Here is a 20604-nt window from a genome sequence, read left to right as displayed (position 1 = left end):
CCAATGACTTGCCAAGCGTCCTTGTCGGCATTATCTAGGAGGGGAGTCTCACAGGCTGATCCGATGCCGCCGTCCTTTGACCAGTTGGCCCCACGTTCGCGCCATCTGCTGCGCACCCTGATTGCCCGCCATATCCAGGATGGCGAGCCGGTCGGGTCGGCAACGCTTGCGCGCACGGCCGGCCTGGATGTCAGCGCGGCCACCATCCGCAACATCCTCGGCGACCTGGAAGACCTGGGGTTGCTGAGTTCACCGCATACCTCGGCCGGGCGCATCCCGACCGCGCATGGCTACCGGGTGTTCGTGGACAGCCTGGTGCAGATGCATCCGCCGGGCGAGCAGGACCTGAGCCGCCTGCGCAGCGAGCTGGCCAGTGGTGCCGGCACCCAGGCGCTGCTGGGCAGTGCCTCCGAACTGCTGTCGGCGATGAGCCATTTCGTCGGCGTGGTCAGTGCGCCCACGCGGGAGCAGTTCGCCTTCCGCCAGATCGATTTCGTGGCGCTGGACGCGCATCGGGTGCTGGCCATCGTGGTGTTCGCCGACAGCGAGGTGCAGAACCGGGTGATCGAGGCGCGCCGGCCTTGGGAGCCGGGTGAGCTGGAGCAGGTGGCCAACTACCTCAATACCCACTTCGCCGGTCTGCCGGTGGCGCAGATCCGCCGCCGCCTGCTGCACGAGCTGCGCGATACCCACAGCGAGATGGAACAGCTGCTCGGCCCATAGCATCGAGCTGGCCGAGCAGGCCCTGCAGCCGCCGGCCAACGACATGCTGGTGGCTGGCCAGACCCGCCTGATGGGCGTGCAGGACCTGTCCGACCTGGAGCGCCTGCGCGAGCTGTTCGAGCTGTTTTCCAGCAAACGCGAGATCCTGCAGCTGCTCGAGCGCACCATCCAGGCGCCCGGCGTGCGCATCTTCATCGGCGAAGAGACCGGGGTGGTGCCGCTGGAAGGCGTCTCGCTGGTCACCGCGCCGTATACCGCCGATGGCCAGGTGCTGGGCGTGCTGGGGGTGATCGGGCCCAAGCGGATGGCCTATGACCGGATGATCCCGCTGGTGCAGGCCACCGCCGAGGTGCTCGGGGCGGCCTTTTCGCCGGGATCGGGCAACTCGATGCCCCGCGGCGCTTGAAACGCAGTTTCCCGCCCACACTAGGTGGGATGGAGGCGGGGAGTCACCGCCAGGGAAACGCACATGAACCAAGATCATCACGATATCGAATCCAACCCGGCCGCCGACGAGGCCGCCATGGCCCACCACGACCAGCTGGAGCAGCTGCGCGGTGAGCTGGAGCAGGTCAAGGCCGATGCGCTGCGTGAGCGCGCCGACCTGGACAACCAGCGCAAGCGCGTGGCCCGGGACGTGGAACAGGCCCGCCGTTTCGCCAACGAAAAGCTGCTCGGCGAGCTGCTGCCGGTGTTCGACAGCCTGGACGCTGGCCTGAAGGCCGCAGGCGAGGACGCCAGCCCGCTGCGCGACGGCCTGGAAATGACCTACAAGCAGCTGCTGAAGGTCGCCGCGGACAACGGACTGGTCCTGCTGGACCCGACCGGCCAGCCCTTCAACCCGGAACACCACCAGGCGATCAGCCAGGTCGACGCCGACGGCGCCGCCCCGGGCAGCGTGGTGCAGGTGTTCCAGAAGGGCTACCTGCTCAACGACCGCCTGCTGCGCCCGGCGCTGGTGGTGGTCGCCCGCGACTGACCGCGGCGCGGTAACTCCGGTCGCGCCGCGCCATGTCCGGCGAGCGCGCCGGCAGGGACAGGGCCCGCCGGGCATGGCTCGGCGCTGGCTGGACCCTGAATCGTGGAATACAGCGTCCCGGGATGGCTTGAATGTTCCACGAGCCTCCCCCACATCCCATTCATACACCGGCTACGGCCGGATTCACCGAATATTCTTCAGGAGTCCCCCATGGGCAAGATCATTGGTATCGACCTCGGCACCACCAACTCGTGCGTGGCGATCATGGACGGCGGCAAGGCCCGCGTCATCGAAAACTCGGAAGGCGATCGCACTACCCCGTCCATCGTGGCCTACACCAAGGACGGCGAAGTCCTGGTGGGTGCCTCGGCCAAGCGCCAGGCGGTCACCAATCCGAAGAACACCTTCTACGCGGTGAAGCGCCTGATCGGCCGCAAGTTCACCGACGCCGAAGTGCAGAAGGACATCGCCCACGTGCCGTACGGCATCCTGGCCCATGACAATGGCGATGCCTGGGTGTCCACCAGCGATGCGCGCAAGATGGCGCCGCAGGAAATCTCCGCCAAGGTGTTGGAGAAGATGAAGAAGACCGCCGAGGATTATCTCGGTGAGAAGGTCACCGAAGCGGTCATCACCGTGCCGGCGTACTTCAACGACAGCCAGCGCCAGGCCACCAAGGACGCAGGTCGCATCGCCGGCCTGGACGTCAAGCGCATCATCAACGAGCCGACCGCGGCCGCGCTGGCCTATGGCCTGGACAAGGGTGACAACAAGGACCGCAAGATCGTGGTCTACGATCTGGGCGGCGGCACCTTCGACGTGTCGGTGATCGAGATCGCCAACGTCGACGGTGAGAAGCAGTTCGAAGTGCTGGCCACCAACGGTGACACCTTCCTGGGCGGCGAAGATTTCGACAACCGCGTCATCGAGTACCTGGTCGAAGAGTTCAACAAGGACCAGGGCATCGACCTGCGCAAGGATCCGCTGGCCCTGCAGCGCCTGAAGGATGCTGCCGAGCGCGCCAAGATCGAACTGTCCAGCGCCCAGCAGACCGAAGTGAACCTGCCGTACGTCACCGCTGACGCGTCGGGCCCGAAGCACCTGAACATCAAGCTGACCCGCGCCAAGCTGGAGTCGCTGGTGGACGAGCTGATCAAGAAGTCGATCGAGCCGTGCCGCGTTGCGTTGAATGACGCCGGCCTGCGTTCGAGCGACATCAGCGAAGTCATCCTGGTCGGCGGCCAGACCCGCATGCCGAAGGTGCAGCAGGCGGTGACCGAGTTCTTCGGCAAGGAACCGCGCAAGGACGTCAACCCGGACGAAGCCGTGGCACTGGGTGCGGCGATCCAGGGCGGCGTGCTCGGCGGCGACGTCAAGGACGTGCTGCTGCTGGACGTGACCCCGCTGTCGCTGGGTATCGAAACCATGGGCGGTGTGTTCACCAAGATCATCGAAAAGAACACCACCATCCCGACCAAGGCCTCGCAGGTGTTCTCCACCGCCGAGGACAACCAGTCGGCGGTGACCGTGCACGTGCTGCAGGGTGAGCGCGAACAGGCCCGCTTCAACAAGTCGCTGGCCAAGTTCGACCTGTCCGGCATCGAGCCGGCGCCGCGTGGCCTGCCGCAGGTGGAAGTGTCCTTCGACATCGACGCCAACGGCATCCTGCACGTGTCGGCCAAGGACAAGAAGACCAACAAGGAACAGAAGGTCGAGATCAAGGCCGGTTCGGGCCTGTCCGAGGACGAGATCGCGCGGATGGTGGCGGACGCCGAAGCCAACCGCGAAGAAGACAAGAAGTTCCAGGAACTGGTGCAGGCCCGCAACCAGGCCGATGCGCTGATCCACGGCACCCGTTCGGCGATCACCGAGCACGGCAGCAAGGTCGGCGGCGATGTGATCGGCAAGGTCGAAGCGGCACTGGCCGACCTGGAAACGGCGATGAAGGGTGAGGACAAGGCGCAGATCGAATCGCGCTCGAAGGCCCTGGAAGAAGCCGGCCAGGCGCTGTTCGCCGCCGCTTCGGCCGGTGACCAGGGCGGCGCCCCGGGTGCCGATGCCGGCGCCGGTGCGAAGCACGACGACGTCGTCGATGCCGAGTTCACCGAAGTAAAGGACGACAAGAAGTCCTGATCCAGACCGACGCGGGACGCTGCTTGGCGCAGCGTCCCGTCGTCGCATCAGGGTCCTGGCCGCCGCGAGGCGAGTCGGGGCGCCCGACGCAGGAGCGGACCTTGTCCGCTTTTCTGCTTTGACGAATCCCGACGTACCGGAAAGCGATCCACTCCATGAGCAAGCGCGATTATTACGAAGTCCTGGGCGTAGCCCGCACCGCCACCGACGAAGAGCTGAAGAAGGCTTACCGTCGCTGTGCGATGAAGCACCATCCCGACCGCAACCCGGGGGATGCGGCCGCCGAAGCGGCCTTCAAGGAGTGCAAGGAAGCCTACGAAACCCTGTCCGACGGCAACAAGCGCCGGATGTACGACGCCCACGGGCATGCTGCGTTCGAACACGGCATGGGCGGTGGCGGCGGTCCGGGTGGTCCGGACATGAATGATATTTTCGGCGACATCTTCGGCAATATCTTCGGAGGTGGCGCCGGTGGCCAGCGCCAGGCCCGTCGCGGTGCCGACATCGGTTACGTGATGGAGCTGGACCTGGAAGAAGCGGTGCGGGGCATCGAGCGCCGCATCGAAATCCCGACCCTGGCCGAGTGCGGCGACTGCGATGGCAGCGGGTCGGAAGACGGCAAGGTGGAAACCTGCACGGTCTGCCATGGCCGCGGCCAGGTGCGCATCCAGCGCGGCATCTTCGCCATGCAGCAGGCGTGTCACCACTGCAACGGGCGCGGGCAGACCATCGCCCAGCCGTGCAAGACCTGCCACGGCAATGGCCGCGTGGAAGAAGACAAGGTGCTGTCGGTGAAGGTGCCTGCGGGCGTGGATACCGGCGACCGCATCCGTCTGGCAGGCGAAGGCGAAGCCGGTCCGGCAGGCACCCAGCCGGGCGATCTGTACGTGGAAGTGCGGGTGCGCGAGCACGCCATTTTCCAGCGCGATGGCGATGACCTGCACTGCGAAGTGCCGATCCGCATCTCGCAGGCTTCGCTGGGCGACAGCATCCGCGTGGCGACGCTCGGTGGCGAGGCGGAAATCCGCATTCCGGCCGAAACCCAGACCGGCAAGCTGTTCCGCCTGCGTGGCAAGGGCGTGCGTTCGGTACGCAGCCGCAGCGAAGGCGACCTGTACTGCCGGGTGGTGGTGGAAACCCCGGTCAACCTGACGCCGGACCAGCGCAAGCTGATGGAACAGTTCGAAGCCACCTTCGTCGGCGAAGACGCCCGCAAGCACTCGCCGAAGTCGGCGACGTTCATCGATGGCGTCAAGGGTTTCTGGGACCGGATGACGTCCTGACCCAAGTAGTGACGGCCGCTGGCCGTCACGCTCCTGCGCGGCCGTCTGGTAGCGACGGCCGCTGGCCGTCATGTCCTTGATCGTCTGCCGGGTGACGACCGCTGGTTGTCACGGGCGTAAAATGGGCAGATGAGCGAATCCCTCGAAAACCACCTGGTCCACGGCCGTCGCCAGCGCCCGGACGGCCCATCGCCGGTCGATGTCATTTCGGTCCAGTCCCAGCTCGTCTACGGGCATGCCGGCAACAGCGCCGCCGCGCCCCCGCTGCGGGCACTGGGCCTGCGCGTGGCCGAAGTGCCGACCACGCTGCTGAGCAACGCGCCCTTCTACGAAACCACCCGCGGGCGCGTGCTGCCGGCGGACTGGTTTGCCGACCTGCTGCGCGGCGCCAGCGAGCGCGGCCTGCCGCAACGCGCGCGGATGCTGGTATCGGGCTACTTCGGCAGCGTCGACAACGGCGCCGCGTTCGCGGACTGGCTGGATCAAACGCTGCCGGCGTGTCCGCAACTGCGGTACTGCCTGGATCCGGTGATCGGCGATACGCACACCGGCGCTTACGTCGAACCCGGCCTGGAAAAAGTGTTCGCCGAGCGCCTGCTGCCGCACGCCTGGCTGGTCACGCCCAATGCTTTCGAGCTGGGCCGCCTGACCGGGATGCCCGCGCTGGCACAGGACGACGCGATTGCTGCCGCCCGCGTGCTGCTGGAGCGTGGGCCGACCTGGGTGCTGGCGCACAGCGTTTCCGGGGACGGCGGCGAGCTGGTGACGCTGGCGGTGAGCGCGTCGGGCATCTGGCGCTGGACTTCGCCGCTGTTGCCGGTGGACGTAGCCGGTACCGGCGATGTGCTGATGGCCCTGATCGTGGCGTTCCTGCTGCGCGGGGAAGACATGCAGCAGGCGATCAGCCGCGCGGTGTCGGGTACCCACGCGGCCCTGGAAGCGACGCTGGCCAATGGCCATGAAGAATTCGACGTGCATGCCGCCGCACCTGCTGCGCTGGCGCAGCCGCACCGGTTTGCCGTGGAGCGGCTGGAATGAGCGTGTCGCCGCGGGTGATAGGTATCGTCGGCAGCGCCGGTGCGTTCGGGCGCTGGCTGACCCGCTTCTTCGAACAACGCATGCAGTTGCAGGTGATCGGTCATGATCCTGCCGACGCCACCTCGCACAGCCCCGAGCAGCTGCTGGAACAGGCCGACGTGCTGCTGTTTTCGGCACCGATCCGGCATACCCCCGCGCTGATTGCCGAGTACGTGCAGGCGTCGGCGGGTCGCGAGGCGGGTCGCTTGTGGCTGGACGTCACCTCGGTGAAAGAGGCCCCGGTGCAGGCGATGCTGGCCTCGCAGGCCGACGTCGCCGGCCTGCATCCGATGACCGCGCCGCCCAAGTCGCCGACGTTGAAGGGCAGGGTGATGGTGGTCTGCGAAGCCCGCGTGCAGCGCTGGCAGCCGTGGCTCAACGAATTGTGCGCCGCGCTGCAGGCCGAGTGCGTGCGTGCCACGCCGGCCCACCACGACAAGGTGATGACGCTGGTGCAGGCGATGGTGCATGCCGGCCACCTGGCGCAGGCCGGCGTGTTGCGCGGCTATGCCGCCGAACTCGGCGATCTTTCCGCGCTGCTGCCATATCGCTCGGCGTCCTTCGAACTGGATACGGCGATCATCTCGCGCATCCTGTCATTGAACCCGGCGATCTACGAGGACATCCAGTTCGGCAACCCGCACGTAGCACCGATGCTGGAGCGCCTGATCGGCCAGCTGCAGCAGCTGCAGGCGCAGGTGCTGCAGGGCGACGACGCAGCGCGTGCGGGGTTCCGCCAGCAGATGCTGCAGGCCAATCGTGATGCATTCGGCGAGCAGGTGCTTGGCGATGGCAACTACACCTTCGAGCGTGTGGGTTACCTGCTGGCCGACCTGACTGAACGCCAGTCGTTGTCGGTGCACCTGCCCGAAGATCGCGCCGGATCGCTGCGTGCGTTGCTGCACGTGTTCGAGCAGCACCAGATCAGCCTGGCCTCGATCCATTCCTCGCGCACGCCGGGGGGCGAAGTGCATTTCCGGATCGGTTTCGTGCCTGGCAGCAGCGACATGGCGATCGCCGCGGCGGCGGCCGAAGTGGATGACAGCGGAATCGGCCGGGTGCTGGAACGCTGACGGTTTCATCCACAGGCGGTGTGGATGGTTGTCGCACAAACATGTGGATAACCGGTCTCAGCCCTTGCCACCAGACGCTGTCAAGATGGGTGGTGAAAATTACGCCATGGCGTGTTGAGGGGGCTGGGCCTGCGGCCCGGCGGCCCGCTTTTTTCAGGCAACGTCAACGTCAAAAGCTGCAGGGATGTGGGTTGGCGGGGCGGGGCGGCCTTGTGGTAGCGCCGACCCATGGTCGGCGGATTCGCCGTTGGGAGGAAGATGGGGTCAGAGTCCTTTCGCTGCGCGAAAGGACTCTGACCCCTGCCTTTGCTTTTTATTTTCATTACGCGGCGGGCGACCACGGAACCTGTCAGAGGGCCGGGCGGTGGGGCTGGGCGGGGGCGTTGAGCGCCATGGATGGCGCGAAACGAGGCCCGCAGGAGCGGCTTTTGCCGTCCCCCGACCAGTCCCACCGCCCGGCCCCAAGCACGTAGCCAGCTGTAGGCAGCCACCCGCGAGGGGGCAGCGCCCGTTCGACCGATCACTCAGATGCTCAACCGCACATCACCACCGGGCGTCACGAACTCACGCCCGCTGCGCACCAGCACGCGCCCATCTTCCAGTTCGTAACGCGGTTCCGCCCGCGCGCCCTGCGTGGACGCGGCGTCAGGCGTGAACTCCAGGATGATGCGGCTGTCGCCATTGGAATCGACTGCGGGAAACTGACGGAACGACATCGTCTACCTCCTTCACTCCACGGGTCTGCGGCGGCCAGCGTGCGCCGCCGCTTGTTAGCCGCGCGTGGTCAATCGATGAACTGCAGGCGGGCCAGCTCCGCGTACAGGCCGCCTTCGGCCAGCAGCTGTTCGTGGGTGCCCTGGGCAATGATCCGGCCATGGTCCATCACCACGATGCGGTCGGCCTTGAGGATGGTCGCCAGGCGATGCGCGATCACCAGCGTGGTGCGGCCTGCCATCAGCCGTTCAAGCGCCTGCTGCACGGCGCGTTCGCTCTGCGCGTCGAGTGCGCTGGTGGCTTCGTCCAGCAACAGGATCGGCGCGTCCTTCAACAGGGCGCGGGCAATGGCGATGCGCTGCTGCTGGCCGCCGGACAGGCGTGCGCCGCGTTCGCCCAGTTCACTGTCATAGCCGTCCGGCAGGGAACGCAGGAACTCATCGGCTTCGGCGGCGCGGGCAGCGGCTTCCACCTCGGCATCGCTGGAGTCCAGCCGTCCATAGCGGATGTTGTCGCGTGCGCTGGCGGCAAACAGCGTGGGCTGCTGGGGCACCAGCGCCAACTGGGCGCGCAGCGCCGCCGGATCCATCGCGCGCAGGTCGATGCCGTCCACGCTCAACGCACCGGAACGCGGATCGTGGAAACGCAGCAGCAGCTGCAGCACGGTGCTCTTGCCGGCACCGGAAGGGCCCACCAGCGCGACCGTTTCGCCATGCCGTACGTGCAGGCTGAAATGCTCCAGCGCGGCCGTGTCCGGGCGCTGTGGATAATGGAACACCACGTCGTCGAAACGGATCTCGCCGCGCAGCGGAACCGGCAGCACCGCCGGCGAGGCCGGTGCGCGGATCTCGATGTCTTCCTGCAGCAGTTCGCTGATGCGCCCCATGCCGCCGGACGCGCGCTGCAGTTCGTTCCACACTTCGGCCAGCGCACCCACCGATCCGCCACCGATCAGCGCATACAGCACGAACTGGCCGAGCGTACCGGCAGACAGGCGGCCGGCGATCACGTCGTGCGCGCCCAGCCAGAGCACGCCCACGATTGCGCCGAAGACCAGCAGGATGGCGCTGGCGGTGACCAGCGACTGTGCGCGGATGCGCCGCCGGGCGGCACGGATCGAATCTTTCAGCGCATGGTCGAAGCGGCCGCGTTCGTAGGGCTCGCGCGCGTGCGACTGCACGGTGCGCACCGCGCCCAGGGTTTCGGCGGCCAGGCTGTTGGCATCGGCGATGCGGTCCTGGCTGTCGCGGGAAATCCCGCGCAGGCGGCGCGCGCCCAGCACGATCGGCAGCACCGCCAGGGGAATGCCGAGCAGTGCCCAGGCGGCCAGCCGCGGGCTGGTCACGAACAGCATCACCAGGCTGCCGACCACGGTGACGCTGCTGCGCAGGGCCACCGACATGGTCGAGCCGATCACGCTGCGCAGCAGTTCGCTGTCGGCCGTCAGGCGCGAGACCAGCTCGCCACTGCGGTTGCGGTCGTGGAAGCCGGCGCCGAGCGTGATCAGGTGCCCGTACAGCTGTGCGCGCAGGTCGGCGACGACCTTTTCGCCGAGCAGCGAAACGAAGAAGAAGCGCGCGGCGGTTGCCAGCGCCATCACCACCGCCACGACCATCAGCAGGGCGAACGCACGGTTGATCTGGCCGCCTCCGGTGAAGCCGTGGTCGATCATCTGCTTGACCGCCGGCGGCAGGCTGAGCGTGGCCGCCGATGACACCGCCAGCGCCACCAGCCAGGCACTGAACAACCCCACATGGCGGCGCACGAACGGCCACAGCGTGCCCAGGCTGCCAAGGCGCTTGAGGGCGGGGCGGGACGCGTCGGTGTCAGTCATCAGTGCGGGACTCGGAAGGAGAGTGCAGGCGTACCCGGTTACGGGTGGCGTCGCGCAGGCGCGTTTTCAATGCATCGCACTGGTCGGCAGGCAGTTCGACCCGCATGATCGCGCCGTCGGCGGTGAAGGTTTCTTCCTGCTTTACCGCCAGGTGCGCGGCCAGTGCGGCGTGCAGGGCGCCGAGGTCTTCGAACGGGGCGAGGATCTGCAGCTGTGCCAGCGCCACCAGCGGCTCACGTGGCGCGGTCCGCAGGCATTCGGCGGCGGTACCGCCGTAGGCGCGCACCAGCCCGCCCGCGCCCAGCTTGATGCCGCCGTACCAGCGGGTGACCACCACCATGACCCGGTCGAAGCCCTGGCCGTCGATGGCGGCCAGGATCGGCCGGCCAGCCGTGCCCGACGGCTCGCCGTCATCGCTGGAACGGTATTCGTTGCCATGCCGGTAGGCCCAGCAGTTGTGGGTGGCGTCGGCAACGGCGACCTGCTGCAGGAATTGCAGCGCGTGGCTGGCATCACGGATCGGCGCGGCATGCGCCAGGAATCGGCTGTGCTTGATGTCCAGGCAGTGGTCGACAGCAGCGGCGAGGGTATCGAGCATCCCCGCAATCTTACCGTGCGCACGCCAGGCAGATATCGACCAGAGCGCTCAGTCAGTCGGCGAGCAGCGGTTGCAGGTCACGCGGGAGGCGGGTCTCCGGGTACTGCGCCAAGTAGCGCTCCAGGCTGGCCCGCGCCAGGTCCACGTCACCGGCGTCACGCCGATGGCGGATTTTCTGCAACCACTGCCGTCGCGTCAGCCGCGCATCGGCATCGACTTCCTGCTGCACCGCCGCTGCACTCAGCGCGGGCACTGCCGTCGCGCTGTACGCGTCGGCCTTGTCCAGCGCCGAAGCTGCCGGGGCGGTACGTGCGAAGGTGCTGGGCGCTCGCTCGGCAGGGGCCGGTGCCGACATCGCCGCAGGCGCGGCCGGTGGCGGGGCGGGGGCCGGTGAGGCCTGTGGCGGCACGCGCGACGCGTCGGCTGCGCGGGCACCGAACGCCTGCGGCGCCGGTGCATCCGCGCTTTCGGCCGGGGCAATAGCCGGTGCAGCGGGCGCTGGAGGCGCTGGTGCTGGCGCAGGTGCCTGCACGCGTGCGGCAGGCGCCGGCGCAGGTACGACCATGGGCGCCGGGGCCGCATCGGGGACCGGCGCGGTGGATCGGGTGGCATCGTCTTCGGCCGACGCCGACGCCGACGCCGCCGCTGACGGGGCTGGCTCTGGCGCGTCTACCGGCTCCGCCGGCGCGGGGCTGGCCATTTCCTGCAACGTAGGCGCCTGCGGCGGTGCCGGCTGCATCTGCCAGGCCAGGCCCACCGCGAAGATCACCGAGGCGGCGATGCCGGCCACGGCCGGCCAGCGCGGGCGACGCGCACGCTGGCGCCGCTCCTGCACCGGCGCACTGGCGGCTGCCGGCGCATCCGCACGCTCTGCGGCCGGTGCGGCCTGCACGGCGGCCCGTGCCGCGGCCAGCACGGCGGCATCCACGGCGGCCGACGGCGCCTTGTCCAACCGGCCGCCGAGCAGCCGGGCCAGTTCGCGTTCTTCGGGGGTCAGGGGATCGCGGCCGTTCATGGGGTCAATCCTGCACGCAGTTTGTCCATCGCATAGCGCAGGCGCGATTTCACCGTTTCCCGGCCCACGCCGGTGACCTGGGCAATCTCTTCCAGGCTGAGTTCCTGCTCCAGCCGCAGCAGCAGTACTTCGCGCTGGTCCGGTGGCAGCGCATCCATGGCCTGCTGCACGCGGCGCCGCTGCTCGAAGCCGCTCAGTTCGCTTTCCGGGGTGTGGCCATCGACCACCGCCTCCACGCGCGCTTCGGCGTCGGCCGGTGCGGGGGGACGGTGGCGCGCAGCGCGCCAATGATCGTTCAGCCGGTTATGCGCGATGCGGAACAGCCAAGTGCTGAAGGCCGCCTCCGGCTGCCAGCCGGCGCGCGCGGCGATGACCCGCTGCCACACGTCCTGGAACATCTCCTCGGCCAGGCCGGGGTCGCGCAGCTGGCGCACCAGGAAGCCGTGCAGGCGCCGGCGGTGGCGCTCGTACAGGGCCTGGAAGGCGGGCAGGTCGCCGCCGGCCCAGGCCAGCATCAAGGCTTCATCGGTTGGCAGTGCGGTGGTGTCCACGGGGGACAGGGTAAGGCCTGCCTGCGATGGCGCATAGCCGGTGACGGGCGGGCGGAGGGATGCGGCCGAGGGAGCGGAAATGGGCATGTCCCGAGCGTCAACGCATGCAGGGGCGGAACGGGGTTGCGGGACGACAAATTCAAGTCGCGGAAAGCGCTATGCTCCGCGCACAGGGGAGGTGCCGGGAGTTCCCGCACCATGGGGTCGTCATGTTGTCCAGCCAGATCGTTGCACCCACGATGGAAACACCGGGCAAAGCGGTGGTGACCACCGGATTGCTGGAGGCCCTGTGTGGCCTGCTGCCAGACCGTGCCTGTCTGTGGGTGGACTGGGACGATCCGCTGCTGGGGCAGGGGAGCCAGTGCCATCCGCCGCAGGCGATGCCGTCATTGCGCGTAGCCGGGCCGCACCCGTCGCAGCACGCGCAATGGCAGCACGACGGTGCGCGCATCGGCCTGCGTGTCGAAGGTGCAGCGGTGAGCGCGGGCTGGTGGCTGGTCGCGCGCGAGGCCCTGCAGCTGGGGCTGCAGCAGGCGCGCCAGGCCGGCCAGATCCACGCCCTGGAAGACGCCAAGCGGCTGCAGCAGGCGCTGTACGAGATTGCCGATCTGTCCGGTGCCGAACTGGAAATGGCCGAGATGCTGCGGCATGTGCATCGCGTGCTGAACACCCTGATGTACGCCCACAACTGCTTCATCGTCGAATATGACGACACGCGGCAGACCATCCGTTTCCTGTACTTCGCCGACCAGATCGATGATTTCATCGCCGATCCGTCGCGCGCCTATGCCGAAAGCGAGCTGCCCGGCAGCCTGACCTTCGCCCTGCTGCAGCATGGGCAACCGCTCAGTGGTCCGTCGCGCCAGCTGCTGGCCACCGTCGGCCAGGACGGGCAGCACTGGCGTGGGCCGGAAAGCCTGGACTGGCTGGGCGTACCGATGCTGCGCGAAGGCCGGGTGTGCGGGGCGATCGTGGTGCAGAGCTACGACCAGCATGACCGCTATGGCGAAGCGGACCGCGCGCTGCTTGGCTTCGTTGCCCAGCACGTGCGCACCGCGATGGACCGGCGCCAGGCGCAGGTGCAGCTGGAACGGCAGGTGGAACGACGCACGCTGGAACTGCAGCGTGCCAACCGCAGCCTGCAGGACGAAGTCTTCGAACGCCGCCGTGCCGAAAAGCTGCAGGCCGCGCTGTATGGCATCGCCGAACTGGCGATGCAGGCCGAAAGCCTGTCGCAGTTCCACGCGCAGGTGCACGGCATCGTCGGCACGTTGCTGGACGCGCGCAACTTCTACATCGCCCTGGTCAACGAGGCAGGGGACGGGCTCGAGTTCGTCTATTCGGTCGATGAATACACCGTCTCGCGCGCGCCGCGTCCCTTCAGCCAGGGGCTCACCGAACACGTGGTGCGCGAGCGGCGACCGCTGCTTGCCGCGCGCGCCGACATCGACGCCATGATCGAAGCCGGCCAGGTGCGCGAGTCCGGCGTGCGTTCGCAGTGCTGGCTCGGCGTGCCGCTGCTGCGCGATGACGAAGTGGTGGGCGTGATCGTGGTGCAGAGCTACAGCCCGGACGTGGCGTTCACCGCGCACGACCAGCGCCTGTTGACCTTCGTGGCGCAGAACATCGGCGTAGGGCTGGCGCGGCAGCGCGACCAGGAACGATTGCGACGGGCGCATGCCGGACTGGAACAACGCGTGGAAGAGCGCACCCGCGAACTGGGCGAAGTGAACGAGAAGCTGCTGGGGCAGATCGCCGAACGGCTGCGCGCCGAACAGCGGCTGACCCACCAGGCGATGCACGACGGGCTCACCGGCCTGCCCAACCGCATCCACCTGCTGGACCGGCTGGAGGACGCGCTGCTGCGCGCCCGCAAGGGCGAAGGCGGTGAGTTCGCGGTGCTGTTCCTGGACCTGGATCGCTTCAAGTTGGTCAACGACAGCATCGGCCATGCGGCCGGTGACCAGATGCTGGTCGAGGTGGCCAAGCGCATCGTGTCGATGCTCGGCCCGGGCAACGTGGTGGCGCGGTTGGGCGGGGATGAGTTCGCGATCCTGCTGCAATGCCCGCACGGGCTTGCGCAGGCATTGGAGTTTTCCCAGCGCATGCTGCTGGCCCTGCAGGAATCGATGTGGGTGGCCGGGCGCGAGCTGTTCCCATCGGGCAGCCTGGGCATCGCGCTGTGGAATGCGCGCTACCAGCGTGGCGAAGAACTGCTGCGCGACGCCGATGCGGCGATGTACCGCGCCAAGGCGCAGGGCCATGACCGCTGCGCGATCTTCGACGAGGACATGCGCGAACAGGCGATGCGCAGCCTGGACCTGGAATCGGACCTGCGCCGGGCGATCATCAACCAGGATTTCCTGCCGTACTACCAGCCCATCGTGCGGCTCAGCGACGGCGTGGTGGTCGGCCACGAGGCCCTGCTGCGCTGGCAGCACGAGACGCGCGGCATGCTGCTGCCGGGCGCGTTCCTGGACCTGGGCGAAGGCAGCGGGCTGATCGAACAGGTCGACTGGCTGATCTACGAACAGGTGATCGCCGGGCTGGCCCGCGGCGGCACCGGCTATGTGTCGGTCAACGTGTCACCGCGGCACTTCCGCTCAGCGGAGTTCAGCAACCGGTTGTTCGGCTTGATCGAAGCCTTCGACGCCGACCCGCACCGGCTGCGGCTGGAGATCACCGAAGTGGCGCTGCTGGACGAAGGCCCGCGCACCCTGCGCGTGCTGCAGGCACTGCGCGAGCGCGGCATCCTGGTGCAGCTGGATGACTTCGGCACCGGTTTCTCGGCGCTGTCCTACCTGCATCGATTCCCGATTTCCACGCTGAAGATCGACCAGAGCTTCATCGCCGGACTCAACGGCCCGGACGCGCAGAGCACCCTGGCGCTGGTGGAAGGCGTGGTGTCACTGGCGCGGACCTTGGGTATCACCACCATCGCCGAAGGCATCGAGACCGAAAGCCAGCGCCAGATCCTGCTGGGCCTGGGCTGTGACTTCGGCCAGGGCTACCTGCTCGGCCGCCCGGCCCCGCGTTAGACCAGGGCGTTGCGGCGCTTTTCGTCGATCCACTTCGAGGCCTGGGCGGGCTCGTAGCTGCGCATCCAGTCCAGCATCGCGTCGATGTCCGAGCCGTACCAGAGGTCGGCGCGCTGCGCCGGGTGCAGGAAGCGCTCTTCGACCATGCGGTCGATCATCCCGATCAGCGGGGCGTAGAAACCGTCCACGTCCAGGAAGGCGCACGGCTTGTTGCCGATGCCGAGCTGGCGCCAGGTCAGCATCTCGAAAATTTCTTCCATGGTGCCGAAGCCGCCGGGCAGCGCGACGAAGGCATCGGAGAGCTCGAACATGCGCGACTTGCGCTCGTGCATGGAGCCGACCACTTCCAGCGTGGTCAGGCCGCGGTGTGCGACTTCCCAGTCCGCCAGCTGCTGGGGGATCACGCCGGTGACTTCGCCGCCGGCTTCCAGCGCGGCATTGGCCACCGTGCCCATCAGGCCGACGTTGCCGCCGCCGTAGACCAGGCGCAGGCCGTCGCGGGCGATGCGGTCACCCAGCGCGATCGCGCGCTCGGTATAGATCGGCTTGCTGCCCGCGTTGGAGCCGCAGTAAACACAGAGGGACTTCATTGGGTATTCCTTGAAACGAAAGCGCCCCGCCAGGGGCGGGGTGCGGGATCAGTATGCGGCACATTTTACCCGCTGGCAGCGGACGCTGCCCGGTGCCAGCGGAGGCGGGGTTCAGGCCGCCTGGGCCTGTTCGCGGCGCGGGCCTTCGCGCAGGGCGCGGCCGACCATGCCGACCAGCAGTTCCAGCTCGCTGCTGTCCATGCCGAAGTGCGGGGTGAAGCGCAGCGAGCGCTCGCCGCCGTGGATCACGTTGACGCCCTGGCGGCGCAGCCATTCTTCGGTGGAACCGGCGCCGTAGCACTTGAACTGCGGCGCCAGTTCGCAGGAGAACAGCAGGCCGGTGCCCTGCACCTTGGTGATCAGCCCGCCCAGTTCGTCCTTGAGCTTTTCCAGCCGGCGCAGCGCCTCCACGCCGCGTTCGGCGATGTTGCCGCGCACTTCCGGGGTGAGCTGGGCCAGCGTGGCGCAGGCCACGTCCAGCGCACGCGGGTTGCTGGTCATGGTGTTGCCGTAGATGCCCTTGCGGTAGAGCTGTGCGGCGCGTTCGTTCACCGCCAGCACCGACAGCGGGTACTGGGCGGCGTTGAGCGCCTTCGAATAGGTTTCCATGTCCGGCGCGTCCAGGCCTTCGAAGCCGGGGTAATCCACGACCGACAGCACGCCATGCGCGCGCAGCCCGGCCTGGATGGAGTCGATCAGCAGCAGGCTGCCGTGGGCGCGGGTCAGTTCGCGCGCCAGCGCATAGAACGCCGGCGGCACCGAGCGTCCCGGATCGCCTTCGCCCATCACCGGTTCCAGGAACACCGCTTCGATGAACCAGTTGTTGCGCGCCGCCTCGTCGAAGACCGCGCGCAGGGCGGCTTCGTCGTACGGGGCGAGGGCGATCACCGAGTCTTCGTCGCGGTAGCTGGCCAGGTGCTGCTGGTAGGTGCGCCGGCTGGAATCGGAGTACAGGGCAGGGCGGTCGGTGCGACCATGGAAGCTGCCCTTGATCACCACGCGCTTGACCGTGGCACCGGCATGCGGGGCGCCCGGATCCGTCTGCAGCTTGCTGTTCACATCGGCGATGCGTGCGGCCAGGCCGACCGCTTCGGAACCGGAGTTGAGGCACATGAAGCGGGTGAACGGGCAGCCGCCGCGGCGATGGCCGATCTCCGCGCGCAGTGCCTTGATGAAGCGCTGCTGGGACAGGCTGGGGGTCATGATGTTGGCCATCACCTGCGGCTGGGCCATCGCCTCCAGCACCGCATCCGGGGTATGGCCGAAGCCGAGCATGCCGTAGCCGCCGGCGTCGTACAGCACCGCTCCTTTGAGCGTGACCACCCACGGGCCGCGTGCGGTCAGGGCGACATACGGGGTCACCGCGTCGTCGGCGTAGAAGTTGATGAAGCCGTCCTGCATGGCGTCGATCTGGGCCTGTTCGTCCAGCGCCAGCACCTCGCCCAGCTCACCCTGCAGACGGGAGAATGCGGCCGCGGCGGCGTCCACTGCGGCCACCAGTGCGGGGTGGGAGGCGGCAAGGCGCTCCAGCGTGGCGTCATCCAGGCCGGTGGTCAGGCGGGTGCCGGGCTGGGCGCGGAGGGGGGCGAGGCGTTCGATGAAGCTCATTGCAGATCTCCTGAAACGATAGGTCGCACGGCCCCGTAAAAGCACAACGCGCGGCAAGCGCGCGTGTCGGGTCATGGCTCGTGCATTCGGACTTCCATTTCGATGCTAGCACGCGGTTTTTTGCGCGATAACCCCGTGCGTTCGCTGCTGCATGGCAGCATTTTCGCGGGCGTTTGCCGCCAACTGCGCTGTCCATCGGTGGCCGGTCGTACAATGCGCGCCATTGCCGACCTGTTGCTGCGTGTTCCCTTGAAGAAGTCCGATTTCCATTACGACCTTCCCGCTGAACTGATTGCCCAGGCGCCGCTGCCGGAGCGCTCGGCCAGCCGGCTGCTGCTGGTGCCCCCTGCGCCGGGCGCGCTGCAGGATGCGCATGTGCGCGACCTGTCCGCGCTGCTGCGCGAAGGTGATCTGCTGGTGTTCAACGACACCCGGGTGATCCCGGCGCGGCTGTTCGGCCAGAAGGCGACCGGCGGCCGGGTGGAGATCCTGATCGAACGCCTGCTGGGCGCGCAGCAGGCGCGGGCGCAGGTGGGGGCCAGCAAGACCCCCAAGCCGGGCAGCCGCATCGCCCTGGACGCCGGTGGCGAGGTGGAAGTGCTGGGCCGCGATGGCGAGTTCTACGTGCTGCAGTTCCATGTACCCGAGCCGCTGGAACAGTGGCTGCTGCATGCCGGCCGGCTGCCGTTGCCGCCTTATATCCAGCGCGAGCCGGGGCTGGATGATCGTGAGCGCTACCAGACGGTGTTTGCGCGCGAGATCGGTGCGGTCGCCGCGCCGACCGCCGGCCTGCACTTCGATGATGCGCTGCTGGCGGCCCTGCAGGCCAAGGGCGTGGGTTTTGGCCATGTCACCCTGCATGTGGGCGCGGGCACTTTCCAGCCGGTCCGCGCGGAGGATCTGAAAGACCACGTGATGCACCGCGAATGGCTGAACGTCGGCGCCGAGCTGGTGCAGCAGGTGCGGCGCACGCGCGAGGCCGGTGGCCGGGTGATCGGGGTGGGGACCACGGTGGTGCGGGCGCTGGAAAGCGCGATGCGCGATGGCGAGCTGCTGCCGTTTGCCGGGGAGACCCAGATCTTCATCACCCCCGGCTACCGGATCCGCAGCGTGGACGCGATGGTGACCAACTTCCACCTGCCGGAGAGCACGCTGTTGATGATGATTTCCGCGTTTGCGGGCAAGGAGCGGGTGTTCGAGGCGTACCGTCATGCGATCGAGCAGCGCTACCGCTTCTTCAGCTACGGCGATGCGATGTTGTTGTTCCCGCAGGGCTGATCGGGTTTCCGTCGGTTTGCGCGGCCGTGCGGTCCCCGTGTTGCGAGCCGGGAACAGGCCCCACGGGACACGCCGTGAATCCATCCATGGAGTCTCGTTTCCGCCCATCCGGGGCTCCAACGGTCCCGTGGGGCCTGTTCCCGGCTCGCCTGACAGTTTCCCGCGCGCGGCCGGAGGTAGAGCCGCCCGTGCGGTGGGGGAGGGGGATAAAAGCGGTGGGTCGGCGCCGTTGGTTTCTATCCGCCGCGGCAGGCGCGGAATGCGGGAGGGGCGGGTGGGGCAGGTTGCGCGGGACGCTGAGCCGCATGGATGCGGCGATGCAGCCTACAGGGACGTACTTGCGGCGTGTCCCGCGCAGCCTGCCCCACCCGCGCCCCGCGAAGACACCCGAGGCGCCACGCTCTTAGCGGTAAACCGAAAAGTGCGAGACAATACAACGCTATCTGTCCCGAACAACCGCACCATGTCCCGACTGCAGTTCCAGCTCCAGACCACTGATGGCCGTGCCCGCCGGGGCCGCCTGACCTTCCCGCGCGGAACCGTGGAAACCCCCGCGTTCATGCCGGTTGGTACCTATGGCTCGGTCAAGGGCATCTTCCCCGACCAGGTGCGTGCCCTGGGCGCGGAAATCATCCTCGGCAATACCTTCCACCTCTACCTGCGCCCCGGCCTGGACGTCATCGCCGACCACGGTGGCCTGCACGGCTTCGCGCGCTGGGACGGCCCGATCCTGACCGATTCCGGCGGCTTCCAGGTGTTCTCGCTGGCGCATCGCCGCAAGATCACCGAACAGGGCGTTACCTTCGCCTCGCCCACCGACGGCGCCCGCGTCTTCCTCGGCCCCGAGGAAAGCATGAAGATCCAGAAGGTGCTGGATTCGGACGTGGTGATGATCTTCGACGAATGCACGCCGTACCCGGCGACCGAAGACGTCGCCCGCCGCTCGATGGAACTCAGCCTGCGCTGGGCCCAGCGTTCGCGCGATGCCCACGATGCCCTGGGCAACGATGCCGCGCTGTTCGGCATCGTCCAGGGCGGGGTGCATACCGACCTGCGCAGCCGCTCGGCCGACGCCCTGCAGCAGATCGGCTTTGACGGCTATGCCATCGGCGGGCTGGCCGTGGGCGAACCCGAGCATGAACGCAATGCCATGCTGGACCACCTCAATCCGGTGCTGCCGGCAGACCGCCCGCGCTACCTGATGGGCGTGGGCCGGCCGGAAGACCTGGTGGAAGGCGTGGCCCGCGGCGTGGACATGTTCGACTGCGTGATGCCCACCCGCAACGCGCGCAACGGCCACTATTTCACCTCCTTCGGCACCGTGCGCATCCGCAACGCCCGCTACGAGCGCGACATGGACCCGATCGAACCGGGCTGCGGCTGCTTTGCCTGCAGCGGCGGCTATACCCGCTCCTACCTGCGCCACCTGGACCGCTGCAATGAAATGCTGGCGCCGATGCTGGGCACCCTGCACAACCTGTTCTACTACGAAAAGCTGATGGCCGACATGCGCGCTGCCATCGCCGCGGGAACCTTCGAGGCCTTTCGCGGGTCTTTCTACGCAGCCCGGGGGGCTGCCGTACCGCCACTTTGAGCGGCCGCCCCCTGCCGAAGGGCCCAAGGACGAATCCCTGGGCCCGTGGCATACTTCACGGCTGACACCGATCTGCGGTCGCGCCCGGCCACTTGTGGCACCGGAGCGCCGCCCAACCAAAGGACTCCACGATGAACCTGCTTGCTTTCCTGATTCCCGCCGCCCACGCCCAGGCTGCCGGCGGCCAACCGCAGGGCTTCACCATGACCACCCTGCTGTTCCCGGTCATCCTGATCGCCATCATGTACTTCCTGATGATCCGCCCGCAGATGAAGCGGCAGAAGGAGCACAAGGCCATGCTGGAGAAGATCAAGCGCGGCGACGAAGTGCTGACCAACGGTGGCATCGCCGGCGTGGTCACCGACATCGGCGACAACTTCGTCACCCTGGAAGTCGCTGACAACGTGCGCATCCGCGTGCAGAAGGGCGCCGTCGGCAACGTGCTGCCGGCCGGTACCCTGAAGTCGGCTGTCTGATCCACTCCCTTTTCTGAAGCACAACCGCGGCGCCGGGGAT

16 protein-coding genes and 1 pseudogene are annotated in these 20604 nt (G+C 67.9%); 10 read left to right on the top strand and 7 right to left on the bottom strand.

The window, feature by feature from the left end; translation table 11 throughout:
• Nucleotides 1-63 precede the first annotated feature (63 nt).
• From hrcA to QE373_RS10835, 6 genes and pseudogenes are all read left to right on the top strand, one after another.
• Nucleotides 64-1129 (top strand): annotated as a pseudogene (gene hrcA / locus QE373_RS10860) (heat-inducible transcriptional repressor HrcA).
• Between the two features lie 117 nt (nucleotides 1130-1246).
• Nucleotides 1247-1702 (top strand): nucleotide exchange factor GrpE, encoded by a 456-nt coding sequence (gene grpE / locus QE373_RS10855; protein WP_309689705.1) that lies wholly within the window; start codon nucleotides 1247-1249, stop codon nucleotides 1700-1702.
• Between the two features lie 210 nt (nucleotides 1703-1912).
• The gene (gene dnaK / locus QE373_RS10850) at nucleotides 1913-3835 is read left to right on the top strand and encodes a molecular chaperone DnaK (RefSeq protein ID WP_123699330.1); all 1923 of its coding nucleotides are present in this window, start codon (nucleotides 1913-1915) and stop codon (nucleotides 3833-3835) included.
• Nucleotides 3836-3990: 155 nt separating this feature from the next.
• A complete protein-coding gene (gene dnaJ, locus QE373_RS10845; protein ID WP_309686337.1) occupies nucleotides 3991-5118 on the top strand; it encodes a molecular chaperone DnaJ in 1128 nt (375 codons plus the stop codon).
• Nucleotides 5119-5247: 129 nt separating this feature from the next.
• The gene (gene pdxY, locus QE373_RS10840; RefSeq protein ID WP_309686335.1) at nucleotides 5248-6156 is read left to right on the top strand and encodes a pyridoxal kinase; all 909 of its coding nucleotides are present in this window, start codon (nucleotides 5248-5250) and stop codon (nucleotides 6154-6156) included.
• Nucleotides 6153-7268: a prephenate dehydrogenase gene (locus tag QE373_RS10835; protein WP_309686332.1), complete on the top strand. Its 1116-nt coding sequence runs from the start codon at nucleotides 6153-6155 to the stop codon at nucleotides 7266-7268. Before pdxY ends, QE373_RS10835 begins: the two co-directional genes overlap by 4 nt.
• Before the next feature lie 524 nt (nucleotides 7269-7792).
• On the opposite strand, the gene QE373_RS10830 is transcribed toward QE373_RS10835, so the two are convergent.
• The 5 genes from QE373_RS10830 to QE373_RS10810 all read right to left on the bottom strand — a co-directional run bounded on the left by QE373_RS10830 (nucleotide 7793) and on the right by QE373_RS10810 (nucleotide 12067).
• Nucleotides 7793-7984: a hypothetical protein gene (locus QE373_RS10830; RefSeq protein WP_309686330.1), complete on the bottom strand. Its 192-nt coding sequence runs from the start codon at nucleotides 7982-7984 to the stop codon at nucleotides 7793-7795.
• A gap of 68 nt (nucleotides 7985-8052) precedes the next feature.
• Nucleotides 8053-9816 carry an ABC transporter transmembrane domain-containing protein gene (locus tag QE373_RS10825; protein ID WP_309686327.1) on the bottom strand — a complete coding sequence of 588 codons (1764 nt, stop codon included), beginning with the start codon at nucleotides 9814-9816 and terminating at the stop codon, nucleotides 8053-8055.
• Entirely contained in the window at nucleotides 9809-10414 is a 606-nt protein-coding gene (locus tag QE373_RS10820) for a YigZ family protein (protein ID WP_309686324.1), read from the bottom strand. Before QE373_RS10820 ends, QE373_RS10825 begins: the two co-directional genes overlap by 8 nt.
• Nucleotides 10415-10466: 52 nt before the next feature.
• Nucleotides 10467-11429 carry a hypothetical protein gene (locus tag QE373_RS10815; RefSeq protein WP_309686322.1) on the bottom strand — a complete coding sequence of 321 codons (963 nt, stop codon included), beginning with the start codon at nucleotides 11427-11429 and terminating at the stop codon, nucleotides 10467-10469.
• Nucleotides 11426-12067 carry an RNA polymerase sigma factor gene (locus QE373_RS10810; RefSeq protein WP_309686319.1) on the bottom strand — a complete coding sequence of 214 codons (642 nt, stop codon included), beginning with the start codon at nucleotides 12065-12067 and terminating at the stop codon, nucleotides 11426-11428. The genes QE373_RS10815 and QE373_RS10810 overlap by 4 nt, the downstream gene beginning before the upstream one ends.
• A 122-nt stretch (nucleotides 12068-12189) precedes the next feature.
• Between QE373_RS10810 and QE373_RS10805 the strand changes: the two genes are divergently transcribed.
• Nucleotides 12190-15018, top strand: coding sequence for an EAL domain-containing protein (locus QE373_RS10805; RefSeq protein WP_309686316.1), 2829 nt, complete (start codon nucleotides 12190-12192; stop codon nucleotides 15016-15018).
• Here QE373_RS10805 and QE373_RS10800 read toward each other — a convergent pair.
• A complete protein-coding gene (locus tag QE373_RS10800; protein WP_057687281.1) occupies nucleotides 15015-15608 on the bottom strand; it encodes a TIGR00730 family Rossman fold protein in 594 nt (197 codons plus the stop codon). The two genes, QE373_RS10805 and QE373_RS10800, sit on opposite strands and share 4 nt — an antisense overlap.
• A 111-nt stretch (nucleotides 15609-15719) precedes the next feature.
• Entirely contained in the window at nucleotides 15720-17216 is a 1497-nt protein-coding gene (locus QE373_RS10795; RefSeq protein WP_309686312.1) for an aminotransferase class III-fold pyridoxal phosphate-dependent enzyme, read from the bottom strand.
• A gap of 213 nt (nucleotides 17217-17429) precedes the next feature.
• On the opposite strand from QE373_RS10795, the gene queA reads away from it, so the two are divergent.
• The 3 genes from queA to yajC all read left to right on the top strand — a co-directional run bounded on the left by queA (nucleotide 17430) and on the right by yajC (nucleotide 20564).
• Complete coding sequence (queA, locus tag QE373_RS10790) at nucleotides 17430-18494, top strand: tRNA preQ1(34) S-adenosylmethionine ribosyltransferase-isomerase QueA (RefSeq protein ID WP_309686309.1); 1065 nt, start codon at nucleotides 17430-17432, stop codon at nucleotides 18492-18494.
• A gap of 463 nt (nucleotides 18495-18957) precedes the next feature.
• A complete protein-coding gene (gene tgt, locus QE373_RS10785; RefSeq protein ID WP_057508479.1) occupies nucleotides 18958-20088 on the top strand; it encodes a tRNA guanosine(34) transglycosylase Tgt in 1131 nt (376 codons plus the stop codon).
• Nucleotides 20089-20219: 131 nt separating this feature from the next.
• Nucleotides 20220-20564 carry a preprotein translocase subunit YajC gene (gene yajC, locus QE373_RS10780; protein ID WP_042615071.1) on the top strand — a complete coding sequence of 115 codons (345 nt, stop codon included), beginning with the start codon at nucleotides 20220-20222 and terminating at the stop codon, nucleotides 20562-20564.
• The last annotated feature ends 40 nt before the right edge of the window (nucleotides 20565-20604 follow it).

Origin of the sequence: Stenotrophomonas sp. SORGH_AS_0321 (assembly GCF_031453215.1) — a bacterium.
GTDB classification, from domain to species: Bacteria; Pseudomonadota; Gammaproteobacteria; order Xanthomonadales; family Xanthomonadaceae; genus Stenotrophomonas; species Stenotrophomonas chelatiphaga.
The sequence above is the reverse complement of the archived record's forward strand: the minus strand, read 5'-3'. Positions and strand labels throughout refer to the sequence as shown.

Bases quoted from the DNA above. Each gene is read 5' to 3' on its own strand.
- QE373_RS10815 (WP_309686322.1), bottom strand. From the start codon at position 11,429: ATGAACGGCCGCGATCCCCTGACCCCCGAAGAACGCGAACTGGCCCGG.
- dnaK (WP_123699330.1), top strand. From the start codon at position 1,913: ATGGGCAAGATCATTGGTATCGACCTCGGCACCACCAACTCGTGCGTG.
- dnaJ (WP_309686337.1), top strand. From the start codon at position 3,991: ATGAGCAAGCGCGATTATTACGAAGTCCTGGGCGTAGCCCGCACCGCC.
- tgt (WP_057508479.1), top strand. From the start codon at position 18,958: ATGTCCCGACTGCAGTTCCAGCTCCAGACCACTGATGGCCGTGCCCGC.
- grpE (WP_309689705.1), top strand. From the start codon at position 1,247: ATGGCCCACCACGACCAGCTGGAGCAGCTGCGCGGTGAGCTGGAGCAG.
- QE373_RS10795 (WP_309686312.1), bottom strand. From the start codon at position 17,216: ATGAGCTTCATCGAACGCCTCGCCCCCCTCCGCGCCCAGCCCGGCACC.
- QE373_RS10800 (WP_057687281.1), bottom strand. From the start codon at position 15,608: ATGAAGTCCCTCTGTGTTTACTGCGGCTCCAACGCGGGCAGCAAGCCG.
- QE373_RS10835 (WP_309686332.1), top strand. From the start codon at position 6,153: ATGAGCGTGTCGCCGCGGGTGATAGGTATCGTCGGCAGCGCCGGTGCG.
- QE373_RS10825 (WP_309686327.1), bottom strand. From the start codon at position 9,816: ATGACTGACACCGACGCGTCCCGCCCCGCCCTCAAGCGCCTTGGCAGC.
- QE373_RS10830 (WP_309686330.1), bottom strand. From the start codon at position 7,984: ATGTCGTTCCGTCAGTTTCCCGCAGTCGATTCCAATGGCGACAGCCGC.
- queA (WP_309686309.1), top strand. From the start codon at position 17,430: ATGCGCGCCATTGCCGACCTGTTGCTGCGTGTTCCCTTGAAGAAGTCC.
- QE373_RS10810 (WP_309686319.1), bottom strand. From the start codon at position 12,067: ATGCCCATTTCCGCTCCCTCGGCCGCATCCCTCCGCCCGCCCGTCACC.
- QE373_RS10805 (WP_309686316.1), top strand. From the start codon at position 12,190: ATGTTGTCCAGCCAGATCGTTGCACCCACGATGGAAACACCGGGCAAA.
- yajC (WP_042615071.1), top strand. From the start codon at position 20,220: ATGAACCTGCTTGCTTTCCTGATTCCCGCCGCCCACGCCCAGGCTGCC.
- QE373_RS10820 (WP_309686324.1), bottom strand. From the start codon at position 10,414: ATGCTCGATACCCTCGCCGCTGCTGTCGACCACTGCCTGGACATCAAG.
- pdxY (WP_309686335.1), top strand. From the start codon at position 5,248: ATGAGCGAATCCCTCGAAAACCACCTGGTCCACGGCCGTCGCCAGCGC.